Source organism: Streptomyces zaomyceticus (assembly GCF_014656215.1).
GTDB lineage: Bacteria > Actinomycetota > Actinomycetes > Streptomycetales > Streptomycetaceae > Streptomyces > Streptomyces zaomyceticus.
The window spans coordinates 260,167-277,975 of record NZ_BNBZ01000008.1; the positions used below are offsets into that span (position 1 = coordinate 260,167).

Annotated in this window: 10 protein-coding genes and 1 pseudogene; 3 read left to right on the forward strand and 8 right to left on the reverse strand. The window is 71.9% G+C overall.

Features of this window, described 5'->3' with window-relative positions; translation table 11 throughout:
- Window positions 1-71: 71 nt before the first annotated feature.
- The 4 genes from IE311_RS14115 to IE311_RS14130 all read right to left on the reverse strand — a co-directional run bounded on the left by IE311_RS14115 (window position 72) and on the right by IE311_RS14130 (window position 8,783).
- Complete coding sequence (locus IE311_RS14115; RefSeq protein ID WP_189831989.1) at window positions 72-1,157, reverse strand: hypothetical protein; 1,086 nt, start codon at window positions 1,155-1,157, stop codon at window positions 72-74.
- A gap of 34 nt (window positions 1,158-1,191) precedes the next feature.
- Window positions 1,192-5,973 carry a DUF6531 domain-containing protein gene (locus tag IE311_RS14120; protein ID WP_189831990.1) on the reverse strand — a complete coding sequence of 1,594 codons (4,782 nt, stop codon included), beginning with the start codon at window positions 5,971-5,973 and terminating at the stop codon, window positions 1,192-1,194.
- A gap of 114 nt (window positions 5,974-6,087) precedes the next feature.
- On the reverse strand, window positions 6,088-7,353 hold the full coding sequence (locus IE311_RS14125) for an MFS transporter (RefSeq protein WP_229901909.1): 1,266 nt from the start codon (window positions 7,351-7,353) through the stop codon (window positions 6,088-6,090).
- On the reverse strand, window positions 7,350-8,783 hold the full coding sequence (locus IE311_RS14130) for a glycoside hydrolase family 1 protein (protein WP_189831991.1): 1,434 nt from the start codon (window positions 8,781-8,783) through the stop codon (window positions 7,350-7,352). Before IE311_RS14130 ends, IE311_RS14125 begins: the two co-directional genes overlap by 4 nt.
- Before the next feature lie 299 nt (window positions 8,784-9,082).
- Here IE311_RS14130 and IE311_RS14135 point away from each other — a divergent pair, with 299 nt between their 5' ends.
- Complete coding sequence (locus IE311_RS14135; protein WP_189831992.1) at window positions 9,083-10,798, forward strand: RICIN domain-containing protein; 1,716 nt, start codon at window positions 9,083-9,085, stop codon at window positions 10,796-10,798.
- A 609-nt stretch (window positions 10,799-11,407) separates the two neighbouring features.
- Here the strand turns inward: IE311_RS14135 and IE311_RS14140 are convergent.
- The 3 genes and pseudogenes from IE311_RS14140 to IE311_RS14150 form a co-directional block, all read right to left on the reverse strand.
- A pseudogene (locus IE311_RS14140) lies at window positions 11,408-12,658 on the reverse strand (PAS domain-containing protein); the annotation flags it as partial.
- A gap of 563 nt (window positions 12,659-13,221) precedes the next feature.
- The gene (locus IE311_RS14145; protein ID WP_189831994.1) at window positions 13,222-13,620 is read right to left on the reverse strand and encodes a hypothetical protein; all 399 of its coding nucleotides are present in this window, start codon (window positions 13,618-13,620) and stop codon (window positions 13,222-13,224) included.
- The gene (locus tag IE311_RS14150) at window positions 13,620-14,576 is read right to left on the reverse strand and encodes a PAS domain-containing protein (protein ID WP_189831995.1); all 957 of its coding nucleotides are present in this window, start codon (window positions 14,574-14,576) and stop codon (window positions 13,620-13,622) included. The genes IE311_RS14145 and IE311_RS14150 overlap by 1 nt, the downstream gene beginning before the upstream one ends.
- A gap of 823 nt (window positions 14,577-15,399) precedes the next feature.
- Here IE311_RS14150 and IE311_RS14155 point away from each other — a divergent pair.
- Both IE311_RS14155 and IE311_RS14160 read left to right on the forward strand, forming a co-directional pair.
- Window positions 15,400-15,894 carry a BlaI/MecI/CopY family transcriptional regulator gene (locus IE311_RS14155; RefSeq protein WP_189831996.1) on the forward strand — a complete coding sequence of 165 codons (495 nt, stop codon included), beginning with the start codon at window positions 15,400-15,402 and terminating at the stop codon, window positions 15,892-15,894.
- Between the two features lie 304 nt (window positions 15,895-16,198).
- Entirely contained in the window at window positions 16,199-16,894 is a 696-nt protein-coding gene (locus IE311_RS14160) for a response regulator transcription factor (protein WP_189831997.1), read from the forward strand.
- A gap of 45 nt (window positions 16,895-16,939) precedes the next feature.
- On the opposite strand, the gene IE311_RS14165 is transcribed toward IE311_RS14160, so the two are convergent.
- Window positions 16,940-17,809: class E sortase (locus IE311_RS14165; protein ID WP_229901910.1), on the reverse strand; the 870-nt coding region annotated here is incomplete at its 5' end.

Genomic DNA, 17,809 nt, shown 5'->3' on the forward strand with positions numbered 1-17,809 from the left:
GGCCACGGTGTCGCCACCCCGGGTGGTGACACCGTGGCCGGTGCCGCAGGTGCCGGCCGACCGGGGCGCGGTCACTGGAAGCTGAGCCGGTGCGGGTGCGTCGGGTCGGCGGGGCAGGTGTGGACCCGCATGAGGCCTCGGCCCAGGTAGACGCCCACCGGGTCGATCACCCGCGGGTCGTCCGCCGCTTCGCGGTCCTCGACCGGAAGCCAGCTGCGCGAGGCTCCGTCGCACTCCACGGCCGCCACGGTCAGCAGCGGCGGCATCGGCGTCCCGCACGCCGCGCAGTCGACCGGGGCGGGGTCGGTCAGATGCCAGGAGGCGAAGCCGCCGACCTTCCAGCCCGGAGCGATCGAGAGGTCGCTCCTGTAGTCGATCTCTTCGGGCTCCTGGGCGCGGGCGGCGGCCATGGCGGCCTCGTACTCCTCGTACGTCGCGTAGTTCGCGGGTGTCGCGGAGTCGTAGGCGTCCTCGGATTCGTCCTCCTCGTCGAGGAGGCCCTCCTCCCAGGCGTCGATCTCCTCCTGGAGCTCCTCGTCGAGCAGCCCCTCGTACGGGTGCTCGACGACCTGTTCCGGATGGACGACGCAGGACGTGGGCACGCACTCCTCGCGGCCCGCGACCGGCGGTTCCGGCTGGGGGGAGAGGACCGCGCCGACGTCGGCCGAGCGTCGCCACTTCAGTACGACGTCGAGGGTCCGGTCCGGTCCGTGGACCTCGAAGGGGCACCAGAACACCTGGAGCAGGTCGTGGTCCTCGGGACCGACGAGGTCGGGCACGTCACGGGTGTGGAGCTGGGCGACGGCCAGCATCGGCAGCGGGTCGTCGTCCCGGAGCCCGGGGGCGTGGTTCCCCCGTGTCATCCCGTCGAGGAGCCGCTGCTCCTCGACGGTGAAGTCCCGTCCCCGCGCCTCGTCCTGGATGCGCCTGCGGAGCCGTACGTCGGACAGCGAGTGCCCCGTGCCCTTCGGGTGTACGGCGGTGCAGACCGGCCACGGTTCGTCGGCCGGCCACAGCAGCGGCCCCGCGACGGAGCTCTCCTCCGGCTTGGCCGTGCCGTGGCGCGGGTGCAGCCGGGTCGTCGTCCGCCGGTACGCGGCGAGGGCCGGGAACAGCGCTTCGATGTCGACGGGACGCGGGGGCGTGGTGCGGGTCATGGCGCGGTTCCTCCAAGGCGGTTCGGCTTCGATGCTATAGCCCGGGCACGGCGGTCCGGACTCCCGCGGCGGGGTTCTCCAGGCTGTGGGTGAAGGAGAATCCCTTGTTGCCGAAGGCCGTGAACTCCAGCCGGATCGGGATGGGGTTGGCCCCTTCGTAGATCGGCTTGATGTGGTACTGCACCACTTCCTTGTTCTTCGTGACCTGGTCGAAGATGACCTGCTCCACCTGGTCGCGCTGGTCCGGCGAGTTGGTCGGGGTCTGGGTCTGGGTGACGAGGTTGTGCCAGGCCAGTCGCCCCTTGCCCGCGCCGCCGAGCCGGTCGGCGAGGAGATGGCCGCGGGCCTCGTTGAAGGCGGTGCCGTCGCCGCGCCAGCCCGGCGGCTTGAGCTTGCCCGCCTCCGTGCCCTTCTTCGCGTCGACGATCTCGGGTCGCAGGCACGCGTAGACGCCGGTGGGCCTGCCCAGGTGGTCGAGCCGGCCGTACCGGATCGAGCCGTCCCAGTCGTAGGCGTCCATCTGGCACCGCTTGGGCGCGAGGCCCAGCGGGTCGGTCCACACCCATGGGTTGACCACATAGGTGGAGGGGTTGGGCGCCGGGGCGAGGCCCAGCGGGTCGGGGCTCGTGAAGCGTGCGGTGTCGGGGTCGTAGTGGCGGAAGTAGCTGGAGTGGAGGCCGGTCTCGGGGTCGGCGTACTGCCCGGGGAAGCGGAGCGGGGTGTAGGCGGTGGCGGCCCGGTTCCAGCCGGTGGTGCCCCAGCAGGTGGACCTGCTGCGCCAGGCCGTCTCCCCGTCCGGGGAGACGAGTTCGGTGGGGGTGCCGACCAGGTCGGTCACGACGGCGAAGAAGCGCGCGTCGACCTCGCCGTCGTCCAGCGGCCTGCGTTCGTACTGGGCCAGGGGCCGGTGGCCCTCGTACTCCCAGGTGAGGACGGTGCCGACGGTCTCGTCGTACTGCTCGACGAGGAGCGGGCCGTCCCAGGTGAAGCGGGTCGTCTCGACGATCGTGGTGCCGTCGGCGGCCATCCGGTGCTTGGCGCTGCGGCGGCCCAGCGGGTCGTAGGCGTAGGTCCACAGGGTGCCGTCGGGCGTGGTGCACGAGACGAGGCGGTCCTCCGCGTCGTAGGCGTACCGCCACGCGTCGGGCTTGCGTGAGAGCCGGGTGCGGCGGCGCGTCACGACCCGTCCGGCGGCGTCGTGCTCGTAGTGGACGTCGCCCGCGGAGACGAGATGGGCGCCCTCGTAGCGGCGCCGACCGCGGGCCTCGGTGTGTCCGGCGGCCTCGGGCCACTCGGCCGAGGTCTGGTTGCCGGCGGCGTCGTACGCGTACCGCTCCACCCAGTCGGGTGCCTCGACGGACAGCGGCCTGCCCACCGGGTCGAGGGTGATGCGCTTGTCCCGGCGTGCGCGGTCGCCGACGCTCTCGCCGAGCGCGACGGGGTAGCCGTCGGCACGGTAGGCGTAGTCGCGGGAGCGCACCGGCTCGGGCGAGCCGGGTGCGGACAGTGTCTGGCCGACGGGCCGGCCGATCCGGTCCCAGACGGTGGTCAGCGTGGTGGGTGTCCCGGGGGCGCCCCAGCTGCGGGTGAGTTCCCGGCCGAGGGAGTCGTGGGTGAAGGTGAGCGCGTGGCCGTCGGTGGAGAGGGAGACCCGGTCGCCGGCCGCGTTGTACGTGAGGTGGCTGACCGCGCCGGTGGGGGTGACGCGGGTGACGGGGCGGCCGGCCGTGTCGTAGGTGTGGCGGAGGGTGCGTCCGTCGACGGTCTCGGCGAGGGGCCTGCCGAGCGCGTCCCGCTCGATGGTGAGCAGGGATGTGGCGGTGCGGGCCTCGACCAGCGCTCCGGAGCGGTCGTAGGCGTAGTGGGTCTCGGCCCCGTCGGCGTTCCGCGTCACCAGGCGGTCCATCGCGTCCCAGGCGTAGGTGACGGTCCGGCCGAGGGACGTGGTGCGGCTGGTCAGCCGGTTCGCGGCGTCGTAGGCGTATGTGAGGGTCCGGCCGTCGAAGTCGGTCTCCGCCTCCAGGCGGCCGGTCGCGTCGTAGCGGTAGTGCCAGTCCTGTCCGAGGGCGTTGGTCACCCGGAGCAGTCGAAGCTCGGTGTCGTACCGCAGTTCGTGGCGAGCGCCGTCGGGCGCGAGGCGGGCGAGGGGCTTGTCGAAGGGGCCGTACTCGGTGCTCCACACGCCGCCGGCGGCGTCGGTGTACGCCAGGCAGTTGCCCTCCGGGTCCCAGGTCCAGGATTCGCGCGAGCCGTCGGACGCGGTCCGGTTCCTCAGCCGGTCGTCGTGGTCCCAGTCGAATTCCTCGCGTCCGCCGGACGGGTCGGTGATCACCAGGGGCCGGCCCCGGTGGTCGCGACGGACGGTGGCCACCCCGCCTTCGGCACCGGTGATCTCGACCGGGAGTCCGGCACGGTCGGATCGGATGCGGAGGGTGTTGCCCAGGGCGTCGTCGACGGAGGCGACGGCGCCCGTCGGCTCGTGGGTGAAGCGGGTGACCGCACCGTCGGGGCCCTGGGTGGAGGTGCAGTTGCCGTGGTCGTCGAAGGTCTGCCGCCACGGGGTGCCGTCGGCGGTGATCACCTCGAGGGGCTGGTTGCGCTCGTCGTAGCGGGCCGTCGCCGTGCTCCCGTCGGGCAGCCGGACCTCCACGAGGTTGCCCGCCTCGTCCCAGGTGAGTTCGGTGGTGTGGCCGAGGGGGTCGGTGCGGCTGAGCGGGCGGTCGTACGCGTCCCAGGTGAGGTGGGTGGTGTGGCCGAGGGCGTCGGTCTCGGCGACGACCTGGAGCCGGTCGTCGAGGACCAGGGTGCTGGTGGCGCCCGTGGAGTCCGTGTACCGCGTGATGCGGTGGCCGGTGTCGGGGTGGACGTCGTAGGCGAACCGCGAGGAGAGGATGCCGTCGGGGCCGACGGTGCCGGTGACCCGCCCGTCGGCGTCGTAGACGTAGCGGAAGGTGGTGTCGTTGCGGTCGGTCCACGAGGTGACCCGGCTGTCGCCGTCGTACGTGAAGGTCATGGCCGCGCCGTCGGGGCCGGTCAGCCGGGTGAGGTCGCCGGAGGCCGAGTAGGAGTACCCCAGCAGCGCGGTCGGTTCCCCGGCCCCGCGGACGGCGAGGCCGGTGACGCGTGAGGCGTCCGCGGAGATCTGCACGAGGTAGCCGCCCGAGTGCGAGACGGCGGTCGGCGCGCCGTCGGGGCGCCGTGCGAACTCGATCCGGTTGCCGTTGCGGTCCTCGATGGCGGAGAGCCAGTAGCCGGTGGAACTGCGGTAGGGGCTGCCGGTGTAGACCCGTATGTGGCCGCTGTGCGGGTCGTGGATCTCGTACGAGGTCTCGTCGCCGTCGACACCGCCGTGCAGGAGCGGCAGCCGGTCGCCCTCCAGGGGCAGCACGCGGTCCTCGTCCGGGCGGGGCAGACGGGGGTAGATCAGGACCGCGCCGTCCTCGCGGGCCCAGACGGCGCCGCCGCCCATCGCGTCGACCTCGATGCGCTCGTCGAGGGTGGAGGCCCAGCTGCGGCCGAACCAGAGGCCGTAGCGGTAGGTCGAGACATGGGTGCGGCGCAGGACGAGGGGCAGGACGCCGGGCAGGCTGAGGTCGGTCTGGGGCAGCAGCATCTTGCCCGTGGCGACGTCGACGGGGTCGTTCTTGCAGACCGCCTTGTCCAGGGAGACACCGTTGGCGCGGGGGTCGGCCTTGGCGTCGTTCACGGAGTTGGGCCTTGTCCTGACGTCGTCGCCGCGGTCCCTTCCGCCGGGGACGTTGCCCTTGCCGCCGTTGTCGTCGTGGTCGCCCTTGCGCTGGCGGGCGAAGCGGTCGCGGAGGTTGTCGTCGGTGTTCTTGTGGTCGACGGAGATCTGCTTGACGGCCTTGGGCAGCGTCTGGCCGACGTGGTCGCCCATGTTCTTGGCGGCCTTGGTGAGGGCCTCCAGGGCCTTGTCGGCGATGGGGTCGATCGCGTCGGCGATGGAGTCGCGGCCCCGGGTGCGGCCGTGCGCGGTCTTCGCCTTCGTCAGCTTGCCGGCCGTCTTGCCGTGGATCCCGGCGCTGACGGTGTTGAGCTGGGTGGAGGCGTGGGTGTGCTCGGCGTGCTCGATGTGCAGGTTCTTCAGCCCGCCTCCCTTCGAGCCGCCACCACCGCCGGCGGAGGCCAGGTTCATGGCCTCCTTGCCTGACTGGACGCCGTCCTTGAAGCCGTCCTTGCCCGCGTCCTTCGTCTGGTCCAGGTCGACGCCGTCCTGGAGGCCGATCGCCACCGCGCCGAGCTGCACGACCAGATCGGCCGCCATGCCCTCCAGGGCCGCCACGGCCGGCTCGGTCATCGCGGCGATGACGTACCCGACGGCCTCCTCCACGCACTCCTTGATCAGCCGCTTGATGACCTCCTGCGTGGCCCGCATCGACGCCGCGCCGATCAGTGCCGACAGACCACCGGTCACCGGGATGAGGGAGATCGCGATACCCGCCTCGGCGGCCAGGTATCCGAGCTGGACGATGGCCGCGAGCTTCATGCCCTCGATCGCGCCGGCCGCCGTGTCCAGAGCGCTCGCGATCGTGCGCGCCGCACCGGAGATGTCCTTGATGTGCTTGGTCTTGATCTTCGACCAGTGCTCGTTGAGCGCGTCGAGCGCCTCGCCCTCACCGGACGACAGCAACCGCTCGAAGTGGTTGTTCGCGAGCTGGCCGTCGTCCTCCAGATCCTCGGCGAACTCCCGGAGCGCGTCCGCCATCTCGCGGTACGCGTCCTCGTCCACGTTCGGCCACGCGACCCCGATCAGATCGAGCAGCGTGTCAGCCCAGTCCGGCACCGTAACAGCCACGTCTCATTCCCCCCGAGAGACTCGTCGAACAACCCAACGTTCATACCATGGCAGGAGTTGACGACTTGTTGGAGACCGGGGGCGCACGCCCGGCACGGTCGGGCGGCGCCCGGCTCAGGGGACCGAACGGATGCGGCGCACCAGGACCGACCCCGCGAGGGCCAGGGCGCCGGCGAGCCCGTACAGGGCCGTGTACCCGCCGAAGTGGGTGACGACCGGGGCCGCGATCACCGGAGCCAGCACCTGGGGAAGGGCGTTGGCGATGTTGATGACGCCCAGGTCCTTGCCCCGGTCCTCCGCCGTCGGCAGCACGTCGGTGAGCAGGGCGAAGTCCACGGCCGTGTACACACCGAAACCGAGGCCGAGCACGAGCGAGGCGACGACCGCGCCGGTCCAGGTCTGCCAGACGGCGAGCAGCAGGGTGGCCGCGGAGATGACGAGCCCCGACCACATGACATACGGCTTCCGCCGGCCGCTGCGGTCCGACCGGATGCCGCCGATCACCACGGTGGAGAGCAGGGTGAGGGCGTTGAGCGCCGTGAGGATCAGTACGCCGTTGTCGGCGTCGCCCTCGTACCGCACGGCGTCGGTCAGGTAATAGAGCAGGTACATCGTGCTGATGGAGTACGACAGGTTCATCAGGAAGCGGGTGAGCCAGGCCCACCCGAAATCGGGATGGCGGCGCGGATCGATCCAGAAGCCGCCGAGGAACGTCCTCCACCGGAAGTCCGGCCGGGCGGCGCGGGCGAGCGGGGTGTCGCGCCGCATCAGCACGTACGGAACGGCCGCGACCACCGTGAAGACGGCGCAGGCCAGATAGCCGGCGACCACCCCGCCCGCGACCGTGGCCAGCGCCGTACCCACGAGGATGCCGACGACCTGGGAGACGCCGAGCCATCCACCGACCAGCCCGCGCCGCCGAGGCGGCACCTGGTCGGGGACGGCCGCGGTGAGGGCGGCGAAGGCCGCGTTGAGGGCGAGCTGGACCAGGCACCAGCCCACGATCACGATCGCGACGCTCTGCGCTGCGGCGAGCACGAGCAGCCCGGCCGCCCCGCCCGCCACTCCGCCGGCCACCCAGGGGATGCGCCGGCCCACGGATGCCGTCGTACGGTCGGAGAGCGCCCCGAAGACGGGGTTGGCGACCATGGACACGGCCGCTCCCACTCCTGTCACCAGGGCGAGGGTCGAGGCCTTGTGGTCGGGGGTGAGTGCCTCGGCCTGCCGCGCCAGGAGCAGTTGCAGCGGGCCGAACCAGCCGACCCACACCCCGACGCCGGCGAGCGACAGCGCGCCCACCCACCGGCCGTCGGCGGGGGCCCCGGTCTTCGGGGTTCCCGTTTCCGGGACCGGCCCGGACGCCGTCCCCCCGGCGGTCATCTGCCGCTCTTGATCAGGTCGCGGTACCAGGCGTACGACTCCTTGGGTGTCCGCGCCAGGGTCTCGTAGTCGACGTGGACGAGGCCGAACCGCTGTCGATAGCCCTCCGCCCATTCGAAGTTGTCGAGGATCGACCAGATGAAGTAGCCGCGGACATCGGCTCCCTCCTCCATGGCCTCGTGCAGCGCGCGCACATGGCCGTCGTGGTAGGCCACCCTGCGGGCGTCGTCGATCCGTCCGGTCCCGGGGTCCGGGCCGTCGCCGTACGAGCAGCCGTTCTCGGTGATGTACAGGGGCGGCAGTCGGTCGCCGTAGCGCTCGCGCAGGGTGGCGAGCAGTTCGCGCAGTCCTTCCGGTACCACCGGCCAGCCGAAGTCGGTGAGTTCGCGCCCTTCGATCTGCCGGATGGCGAAGGGGAGGTCCGCCGGGATGTCGATGCCTCCGAAGGAGGAGCCCGCTCCGGAATCGACGATGCCGGCGTCGGCGGCGGCTCCGACGGAAGCGTCGGTGGCGGAGGCGTCGGTGGCCGGCTGCGGAGCTCCGACGAGCATGGGGTTGTAGTAGTTGATCCCGTACCAGTCCAGGGGGGCCGAGATCGTCCTGAGGTCCTCCGCCACCGGGCCCGGGAGGAGCTCGGCCAGGCCGTCCGGGTAGGAGCCGGTCAGGAGGGGGTCGGCGAAGAGGCGGTTGGTGAGGGTGTCGTACAACGCGGCGGCCGCGCGGTCGTCGTCGCTGTCACCGGCGGTCCAGACGGGGCTGTGGGAGACGGCGATGCCGATCCGGCGGGCGCCCGCGGCGCGCAGGGCCTGCACCCCCATGCCGTGGGCCAGGAGCTGGTGGTGGGCGGCGGGCAGGGCGTCGAAGACGAGACGGCGGCCGGGCGCGTGCTCGCCGAGGCCGTATCCGAGCAGGGTGACCTCGGCGGGCTCGTTGATGGTGATCCACATGGGCACCCGGTCGGCGAGCCGCTCCGCCACCACCGAGGCGTACTCCGCGAACCGCCCGGCGGTGTCCCGGTCGAGCCAGCCGCCCCGCTCCTCCAGGGCGAGCGGGGTGTCCCAGTGGAAGAGCGTGGGCACCGGGGCGATCCCCGAGGCGCACAGCTCGTCGACGAGCCGGTCGTAGAAGTCCAGTCCCCTGTCGTTGACCCGGCCGTGCCCCTCGGGCAGGACCCGGGACCAGGAGACCGAGAACCGGTAGGCGCCGACGCCGAGTTCGGCCATCAGCGCCACGTCCTCGCGGTAGCGCCGGTAGTGGTCGGTGGCCACCTCGGCGTGGGAGCCGTCCTTGACGCGTCCCCGCTCCTCGGTGAAGGCGTCCCAGGAGGAGGGGCCGCGGCCGTCGGCCGTGAGCGAGCCCTCGATCTGGAAGGCGGAGGCGGAGACTCCCCAGAGGAAGCCGGCCGGGAACTCGGGTACGGGCGCTGCCATGGAGACTCGCTTCGCTCGGCGGGTGCGGGTTGCTCACGGCACTTTCGGGTCCCCGGATCCACCCTGTCAATGGAAAGTGAACAAGTCTCAGCTTTTAGCGGCGCCGCGGCCGGTCGGCGGGCCGGGACGCGCCCCGCACGCACGCGGACGCGGGAATCCGCCGGCGCGTCCGAACACCCGACGGCCGCACCGGGGCCGCCCGACGCGTGGAGTGAGGAGTCTGGGGCGACCCTGTGACCTGCGTGGAGACCTGGTGAAGAAGATGATCATGAGAGGTCGGCGCCGCTTAGCCTGCTCGAATGAAACTCATGTTCGGACGAAGAAGTCGACTCGCCCGGCTCGCGCTCGGCGCGGCCGTGGCGGCCTCCGTCCTGCTTCCCGCCCAGCCCGCCCAGGCCGCCTCGGGCCTGGACCCGTTCGCGGCGAACTTCAAGCTCACCCGCGTGGACGGGGACAAGACCGCCCTCATCGACTCCGCCGAGGCCGCAGGTGTCGCCAAGGCTCAGGTCACCGACGTCCTGGGGACCCGTACGGGACGTCCAGGGCTGTGTCACGCCACCGGACTGAACGGCGCCCTCAAGCCCGACGGGTTCTGCTGGGACGACGAGGACGACCGGTCCAACTACGCCGACGGCGCCGGTGGCTGGATGCCGCAGGGCTTCGCGGGTTCGCATGCCGCCACCGCCGACGGGTTGTATGCGGGCCGCTCCCTCACCGCCACCGCCTGGTACCACGGCACCTACGTCGAGACGCGCACGCCGAAGACGGTCGAGGACTACGCGCGGGTCACGATCACGGAGTCGACCGGCGGCCAGGTCAAGTACGGGCACATCGCCCTCGTGGAGCCGGTCGCCGGCAACTTCAAGCCGCTCGAGTACACCTCGCACTCGGACGGCGTCGCCTGGTACGGCAACCGTCTGTACGTCGCCAACGGCGCGGAACTCCAGGTCTTCGACCTGACGCGCATGTGGCGCATGAACGACACCACCTCCTCCCTGACGCGCCTGAGCGGGGGCAAGACCTCCGCCCGCTACCACCTCTGGGCGATGCCGCTCGTCGCCCGCTACAGCACCATCAGCACCGCCGCGGTCGACAACCCCTCCACCGCCTGGGTCAACAACAGCCCCCGCGCCTGCGGTCCGGCCGTCAACCAGGAGCTGTGCCTGAGCAGCCTGAGCGTCGACCGCTCCGGTGCGACGCCCGCCCTGGTCTCGGTGGAGAACCGGAACGGCGCCGGCGCCCGTATCGTCCGCTGGCCGCTGTCGGCCCTCGGCACCGGCCTTCCCTCCACGGTGGCCTCGGAGACCACGGGCTACACCTCGCCCGTGTGGGGCATCCAGGGCACGGCCACGGACGGCACCAACTACTACATGAGCGGTACCTGCCCGACCTACTGGCCCGGCGGCACCGACCTCTACTCCTGCATCCACGTGGCCAAGCCCGGCGAAGCACCCCACGTCCTCACCCAGGCGCCGCAGTTGACCCAGGGCCTGTCCTGGGACCCGCTCGCCAAGCGGCTCTGGGGCGCCAACGAGGCACTGGTGGACTCCAGCGGACCGCGCAGGGTCGTGTTCAACGTCGAGCCCGACGCCGGCAAGCCCGTCGACGGCTGGAGCTGGCTCACCAACTTCCATGTGGCGGGCTCCGTCTGCGCGACACCCCAGGGCAACGGCACCGCCAACGGCACCCCGATCACGGTGTGGACCTGCACGGGATCGGACACCCAGCGGTGGAAGTACGAGAACGGCCTGATCGTCCACCGGGCGAGCGGCAAGTGCATCACCCCCGAGGCCAACGGCGCGAACACCAACGGCGCTCTGCTGACCCTGTGGACCTGCAACCCCGCCAGTGACGTCCAGCGCTTCTCCCCGTCGGCCGACGGCAGTGCCGTCAACGCCTACGGCAAGGCCATCACGCCGAAGGGCAACTCCCTGGGCAACGGCGTCTGGCTGACCCTCTGGACCGGGAGCAGCCCCACCGCCGACGTCCAGGACTGGGTGGTGAAGGGCTTCTAGGCCCGCGCTTCCTCCCGGATCCCGCCGGGCTGCGCGGGTCCGGCGGATCCGGAACGCACGGCCCGGCTCCTCACCCGCTCCCCCGGCACCTGAAGGGGCCGGCCCGCACCCGGGCCGGCCCCTTCTCCTCGTCCCCGGGAACAGATCGCCCGGACCACCCGCATCCACGGGCAAGCCCTCGCCCTCCGCGGGCCGGAGGACGCGCGGGATGCCACACCGTGGATGCCACACCGTCGAGGGAGCCGGTCAGGCGGAATGGCGTCTGACCCTGGCGAGAAGGTGGACGATGCGCTGCTGCGCCGCCTCGTCGCCACCGCTCCGGGCGCGCGACGCGGGCTCGGCCGGGACGGCGTACGGGCGGGAGCGCGCGGCCGTCCGGTCACGGTGCGCGCCGACCGCCGCGCCGATGATCCAGGAGCCGGCGACCGGGTCCTGGACCGCCCTCGGGAGACGGGCGTGCGCGAGGTGCGGGGCCGCCGGCACGGGGGCCGGCGGGAGCGCGGGCGCGTGCGGGATCCGGATCACATGGGTGAGGCCGGAACCCCGGGGGTGTTCCCGTGCGGTGAGGTCTCCGCCGTGGGCGTCGATGATCTCGCGCGCGACGAGGACGTGAGCGGGATCGTTGACGGCCCGGGGGCCGGAGATCTCGATGCGCAGATGGCCGCCGCGCAGCGCCGCCGTGATGACGACGGTGGTGTCGGCCCGGGGCACGGCCCGGTGGTGCGGGCGGGCCGGGTCCGCCGAGGCGACTCCGGAGGCGTCGGCGATCAGATGGGCCAGGGCGGTCGCCGCGCGCGCCGGATCGAGCGCGACGACCACGGGCGGGGCGTGCACGGCGAACTGCGTCCGACGGGACCCGGTGAGTGTCGAGGCCTTGTCGATGCCCGCGGTCACGATGGTGCCCAGAGTGGTGGGGTGCCGGGTGACGGAGTCCACCGCCGCTTCCCGGCGCCGGTCCTCCGGGCCGCTCGCGGCGATCGGACCGGGTTCTTCCGGCCGGGACCCGGCGAGTACGGCGCTCAGTTCGGCGTACCGGGCGGCGAGGGCCGCGTACCGCTCCGCCTGCTCCTCGCGCTCGGCCGTGTGCCGCGCGATCAGTTCCTCGTAGGGTCTGCGGTCGGTGAAGGTCATCACGGCGCCGACGAGCCGGTCCCCGTCGCGAACGGGTGCGGTGGTGAGGTCGACGGGTACGCGGCGGCCGGCCCTGGACCACAGGACCTGGCCGCGCACGCGGTGCTTCCGGCCGGACCTGAGGGTGTCGGCGAGCGGGGACTCCTCGTACGGGAACGGGCTGCCGTCCGCGCGCTCGGCGAGGATCAGCGGATGCAGCTCGGCGCCGTCGAGTTCGTCGGTGCGGTAGCCCAGGATCTCGGCGAAGGCGGGGTTCACGAGGACGACCCGGCCGTCGGTGTCGGTGCCGACGACGCCCTCGGAGGCGGCCCGCAGGATCATCTCGGTCTGCCGCCGCGAACGGGCCAGCTCCGCCTCGGCGTCGAGGGTGTCCGTGAGGTCACGGACGACGATCACCAGCTCGTGATCCGGACCGGCACCGGTCACCTCCACCGGGAACTCGGCGCCGTCGGTGCGCCGGGCGATCGTCCGCGCCGGCCCGGTCCGGCCCCGCTCGTCCGCCGGATCCGGGTGGCGACCGGAGCCCGCGACCGGCCGCGGGTCGAACGCCGGCAGCAGCTCCGGCAGCCCTCGCCCGACGAGCGCGGTGCCGGGGGCCTCGAACATGTCGAGGGCGACGGTGTTGGCGTTGACGACCGTGCCGTCGCGGTTGACGAGCACGACGCCGTCGGGGAGGGCGTCGAGTACGGCGGCGAGGCCGGCGGCGCCTCGGGGGAAGGGCAGGACCATGGCGACGTTTCCTTTCCGGGCCTGGGAACCGGCAGGGGGTGGTGCGATGCCGGGCGGTCGGGACGCCCGGACCTGCGCGGTGACGAGGGTGGGAGGGCTGGTCGTCTCCGGCGGCGCGTGTCGGGCGGGATCCGGAGGAGACGGCCCAGCGGCGGTGCGGTGAGCTGCTGAAACCTAACCACCCGGTGATGGCATATGTGCGACGCGCGGGCATCGACCGGTGATCCTTAAGGGTCTCTTGAGGACATGATCAGGCAGGGATGAGGCTGCGCGACGAGCCGCCGCCGATCTTCGTGAACGCGACCGTCGCGAGGGCGACTTCATGGCATGAACGGGCGTCGTACTCCTTTCCGCATATGACATATGAGGAGCGCGCGCGTGTCATACTTCTCCTGCGTGCACGGGGTCCTCCGGTTTCTCCGAGGCACCTCGCCCTGCCCGGCGTCCCCCGCTGGAGGGCAGGGCGCCACCGGCACGCATTCCGCACGGCGCGGACTCCCCGGTCTCCCCCGTCCGGCCGTCCGCGCCGTGCTCCTCCTCCCCTCCCTTCGCCCCCGCGGCGGCTATGCCGTCAGGGAGCGGTGACGTCCCGTGGGCCGAAGAGCGGCCACGGCCGACTCGCCGGTGCCGGTGCCGGTGCCTGTGCCTGTGCCGACATCGCCCTGGCCCTCGTCCTGGACGGCGGCGGGCAGCTCCAGTACGTAGGTGCCCGGTCCCGCGAGGGCCGCGGCGGCCCGCACCCCCGCCTGCACCACGTCGTCGATCAGCACCGTCCGCCGCCGCGGTCCCAGCGGCGTGCTGTCGTGGCCGTACGGCCGGGACCGGGTTTCCACGAGTGCCATCGTCATGCGCACATCGGCCGCCAGGGCCTCGAGGCTGACGGTGGCCTCGGGCCACAGCGGGCGGGAGCTGTCGTCCGCGAGCCGGCCCATCTCCGCGTGCAGGTGGCGCAGCGCCCCCATCAGGGGGCCGGAGAGAACTCGGAGAGCTCGCGCGCGTGGTCGACCGCCAGGTCGGCGCGCTGCTGTTCTCGTTCGAGTTCGGCCTTGTGGTGACGGGTGCTTCGGGTCTGCGCGGCGACGTACTCGTCGGCGAGCCGCTCGTAGGGGCGGCGGTCGGTGAGCGCGACGACGGCGCCGACGATCCTGCCCTCCTCGGTCACGGGACGGGCGGAGACGTCCGCGGTCAGGCGGGTGCCGTCGCCGGTCCTCAGCTCCTGCGCGGGGAGTCTGCTCGCGCGCCCGGTTCGCAACACCTGGGCCGGCGGGGCCTCCTCGGCGTCGAGGGGTTCGCCGTCGTACCCGAGGAACGTGAGCAGGGACAGGAGTTCGCGTCCCCCGAACTCGGCGGCCTTCCCTCCGAGCAGCCGGGCGGCCGCCGGGTTGACCAGGTCGATCCTGCCCTCGGCATCGGTCCCGATCAGTGCCTCGCCGGCGGTACGGAGCACGGCCTCGGCCTGGAGGAGGGAGCGCGACAGCGCCGCTCGGGCGTCCTCGCCCGACGTCACGTCCCGCAGGGAGATGGCCAGGGAGGAACCGTAGGGGATGCTCCCGTAGAGGGCGTGCCGGTCCAGCCGGACGGTGCTGATCTCTGCGGCGAAGCTCCGGCCGCCCGCCGCCCGCGCGGTGGTCCGGAGCAGTGCCCTGTGCGGGATTCCGGGGTCCTCGGGGGCCGCCGGCGGCCGGGTCAGGTTCCAGTCGAAGGACGGCAGGAAGTCCAGCACCCCCCGCCCCTCGACCGTGTGCCGTTCATGTCCGAGCAGGGCGGCCGCCGCCTGGTTCGCCCTGACCACGGTTCCGTTGTCGTCGACGATCGGCACGGCGTCGGGAAGGAGGTCCACCACCTCCTCGTGAGGCCGGGCCGCTTGACGTACCGGTCGCTCGGGGGAGAGCACCGCATGGCTGTTCTCGAGGTTCACCGCTGATTTCCTCCTGCCTGTCAGGCCGTCCGTGGGCTCTCGTTCGTCTTCGAGGCCGGGCATGGGCGGTGGCGGGCTTCCCGCCCGCGTCTCCCGGCATCCCCGTCCGGGCCTTGTCGTCGCCCGCCCACCACACCGGCCATGTGCTCTGTGCCGCGGTCACATGGAAGCACGGGAGGGACGGCCGAACATGTCTGTGTACCTGCGCTCAGGAGCGTCTTAAGGGAGGCATTCGTCAGCCGTCGAGGTATGCCATAGGTGCCGGTGCCGCGGTTGCGGCAACCGGACCGCGCGTGCGTCGGGACGGGGCCTCGTCGGCCACGGTCGCCCCGCCCGTGCCCCCGGGGCCCCGGTGGTTCCACCGGCCGAAGCGGGCGTCTTTGTTTACCCCGCAATTTCTCAGGCTTGAATTGGCCATATGGCCAATAGCATCGCCCCATGGCATGCCGATACCCAAAAGCCGAGCATGTGAAGGCGATGCCTTACAGTGGTCGTCGGCTTACGCAGCCGACTGCGCGCCACGCGCCACCCGGTGCACTCGGATTCCGCGTCCTCCTGTGGCATCCGTGGCGCGACCGCGAGTGCGAAGGGAGCGCGTTCCATCGGCAGACACAGCGACGTGTCACGGCTCCGCACCCTCGCGTCGACGCCCGGCTGAGCCCGGGACGAGTCGGGCACCGCGCGACACCACCGATGTGGGCCCTCTCCGGAGAAGCGAAGAGCGACGACCGGAAAGCGCGGCAGTGGAATGCGAACAGCCGAGAGCGGAAATGCGACGGGGCGACGCCATGTGCGTCCGACCTCATTCGACGAAGAGGGAATCATGCCGGGAGAAACGGAACTGACGTCCGCGTACAGCAGCAAGGTCGCCGATGATCTCGAGCACAATGTGGCGGAACAGGAGCGGATCCGGGGCGAGGTCGCACGTCTGACGGCCGAACTCGACGAGCTGATGCACGACCACGGCGTTCTGCTCAGCCTTCGCCAGGCGCTTCAGTCCGGTGCTCCGGCATCCGGCCGCCAGGTCCCTCGACAGAAGGCGTCCGGGAAGACCGGAAAGGGCGCGAAGAGTGGAAAGAATTCCGGCGCCGGCAAGGCCGCCACACTCGTCGAACTGATCCGTGATCACCTCGCCGCCGCCGGCGCTCCCTGTTCCGCGTCCGAGGTGACGACCGCCCTCGGCGAGCAGCACCGCGACCGGCACATCCAGACCACCGTCGTACGCACCTCCCTGGAGAACCTCGTCGCGAAGGGGTACGCGCACCGCACCAAGCAGGGGTCCTCCGTCTTCTACACCGCGGCCGCACCCGCGCACTAGCGGATCGGCCCGGTCTCTCCGCGGACCTTCACCGGCGGCACATGCCATCTTAGGTGGCCGTGCGCGCCAGAGGTGTTAACGCGGACTTTCCGATGCCTTAAAGATCCTTAACGGGACAGGTGTACGAGGGCGGGTGTGCGGGAGCAGGCGCACGGGAGCGGGTGTGCGGGGCGGGGGTACGTCCCGGCTGCGATGCACCGGCCCGACCCGCGGCCCGGACGCATGAAGATGCCATGTCCTCAGTCCGTGCCCGACACCTGCCCCGGCATCACGACGCATATGTGTGTCACGTAACGTGCGCCACATGGCAAAGGTGCTTCTCGTCGAGGACGATCCGTCCGTTCGCTCCGCCCTGCGCAGATGTCTCTCGGACGCCTCGTACACCGTGCGGGACTGCGGGACGGCCCTGGGCGGGCTGCGCGCCGTCCTGGACGAGCCGTTCGACGTGATGGTGCTCGACCTGGGCCTGCCCGACCTCGACGGCCTGGAGATGCTCAGGATGCTCCGTACCGTCTCGGACATTCCCGTCGTCGTCGCGACGGCCCGGCGCGACGAGCGCGAGATCGTGCGGGTGCTGGGCAGCGGGGCCGACGACTACCTCGTGAAGCCGTTCTCCGCGGAGCACCTCATCGCGAGGATGACCGCGGTGCTGCGGCGGGCGGCCTCCGGCAGCGGGGGCCTCTTTCCGGACGTCGTGAGGGTGGGCGGGCTCGTCGTCGACGCGGCGCGCCGCAGGGCTCTCCTCGACGGCTCCCCGCTCGACCTGACGCGCAAGGAGTTCGACCTCCTGGAGTTCCTGGCACGGCGCCCCGGGATCGTCGTGGCGCGCAGCGAACTGTTCCGGCAGGTGTGGCTTCAGACGTACCGCGGGGAGCGCACCGTGGACATCCATCTCTCCTGGCTGCGGCGGAAGTTGGGGGAATCGGCGGCCCGGCCCCGGTATCTGCACACGGTCCGCCACGTCGGGATCAAACTGGAGTACGCGGAGGCGCTGGTCTGACGCGTTCCGAGGGGCGGCCGGGGCCCCGTCCAGCGCCCCGGCCCGTCATCCCCCGAGCGCTTTCGGCTTTCCCTGGCTGCGGGGGCGTTCCTCGACCAGCCTGCCCCACACGATCATGCGGTAGGTGCTGGTGAACTCGGGTGTGCAGGTGGTGAGTGTGATGTAGCGGCCGGGTTCGGTGAAGCCGGATCCCTTGGGGACGGGGTCGATGACGGAGACGTTCGAGGGCGAGGTCTGGGGCAGGATGCTCGCCATCTCGTAGGTGTAGTAGGCGTTCTGCGTCTCGACGACGATGGGGTCGCCGGGTTCGAGGCGGTTGATGTAGCGGAACGGCTCGCCGTGGGTGTTGCGGTGGCCTGCGACGGCGAAGTTGCCCTGCTTGTCGGACGGCATGGCCGTCTTGAGCTTGCCTTCGCCGTAGTGGCCGGCCATGCCCTTGTCGAGGACCTTGGGCTTGCTGATGCCTTCGGCGACGGGGACGACGACGTCGAGTTTGGGGATGTACATGATGGCGAAGCCCTCGCCGGGCTCGAACGCCCCGGGCTTGCTGTCGTCCTCGCCCTCGCCCTTGGCCCAGGTGTCCTCGATCTGTTCCTTGGCCCGGTCGGTCTCCTGGCCGGCGAGGACGTTGGTCCACCACAGCTGGTAGGTGACGAAGAGCAGCATGACCACGCCGAAGGTGATGAAGAGTTCTCCGACGGCCCGGCTGGCGACGACTCCGACGCTGTCCTTCGCGGCCCGGGCGGCGCGACGCGCCTCGACGCGGGAGAGGGGGGCCGCGGGCGGATCGGCCTGCGCGGTGCCGGACGCGGTGGACGCGCCGGCGGGCGGGCCGCCGCGGCGGCCCTTCCCCCGGCCGCCCCGGGCGGCGGCACGGCGGCGCTCGGCCCGGCCGGGCCCGGGAAGGGGCTCCAC